The 1,197-nt window shown below is 43.3% G+C and carries 2 protein-coding genes; both read left to right on the plus strand.

Going from position 1 to position 1,197, the window contains the following annotated elements; all coding sequences use genetic code 11:
- The first annotated feature begins 250 nt into the window (after positions 1-250).
- Positions 251-373 carry a hypothetical protein gene (locus R7P69_RS24915; RefSeq protein ID WP_025625378.1) on the plus strand — a complete coding sequence of 41 codons (123 nt, stop codon included), beginning with the start codon at positions 251-253 and terminating at the stop codon, positions 371-373.
- 183 nt (positions 374-556) lie between these two features.
- A partial coding sequence (locus tag R7P69_RS24920; protein ID WP_318121782.1) for a cytochrome-c peroxidase occupies positions 557-1,197 on the plus strand: 641 nt, incomplete at its 3' end.

Consider the following 1,197-nt stretch of genomic DNA (forward strand, 5'->3'; position numbering starts at 1 on the left):
GTCCAACTTGTCGACATCCATTTTCGCTCGTTTATCTAGGTTATACAGTGAGTTAACCGATTGCTTTTTAAGCAAAACGAGCAGTAAATTAATAAAAAAGTAGATAGTACAATCGCTTAGATAACAGCGCTTCTAGCACGTCATTTTTTGCAAAAAATTTTGTTGATTGTGTAACACGCCTTGATACAAGCATCCGTTTTTCATTCGCCTGTTGACGTAGTAAACTGCGAAAAAACAACAGGAAATTGTGATGTTTATAGTTCAACGCTTGGTCAAATTGGCCATCATCTGTGTCATCTTCTTCACCATCTTTGATTTGATTGCTTACGGTGAAGTCACCTGGTTTTATCGCCTGCTTGCCTTCGTCAACTAGCCACGCTCTATTGCCTTCCTGACGCGAGTTCGAATTCTATTGGACTCGCTCTGTCTGTTTTTATCTCTCTCCCTCTTGAGCTTTATACGAAACAAAATCATACCTTTTACTCTTACCTGAAAATGGCAAAAAATCGCATTTGCAACTAGGTTCATAATTAGAGCGTTCTAGGAAGTTCAAGTTATGAGGCTGAGTACAGCTATCAAATGGGGTGCCGCCGTGCTATTCGTTTGTACCGCATCATCCGTCAGTGTTGCAAAAGCAGAAGTCGAACTTGTTTTGCCTATCGAGGGCGATCCGGTCGTCGACGTTACGTTAGCGCGGATTGGTTGGTATTTATTTAGAGATCCCAACTTGTCATCGAATGGTAAAGTCAGTTGTGAAAGTTGCCACAATCTACAAACGAATGGCGCGCAAAACACAGCCGTAGCAGCAGGTGTAAAAGGGGCAGGAACACGAAACGCGATCACGGTTTTTAATGCGTCACTGAATTACCGACTGTTATGGGATGGCTCGTCGAATACGTTAGTCTCTCAAATGGATGGCCCAATTCACGACCCGCTAGAAATGGATTCCAACTGGCAGAAGATTGAAAGCTACGTTCAAAACAACGAGCAGTATCAAGCGCTGTTTAAACGCGCTGGAAACCTACCAATTTCTATCGACAACATCAAAGCGTCCATTGTTGAGTCTGTGAAAGGGCTTGAAACTCCAGGCGCGCCGTTTGATGCCTACTTATTGGGTTACACGCATGTTTTGAATGAGAAAGCGAAACGAGGTTGGAAAACCTTCCAGAAAGCTGGTTGCGTACAATGTCATCAAGG

The sequence above is a fragment of the Vibrio sp. 661 genome, assembly GCF_033339315.1.
GTDB lineage: Bacteria > Pseudomonadota > Gammaproteobacteria > Enterobacterales > Vibrionaceae > Vibrio > Vibrio alginolyticus.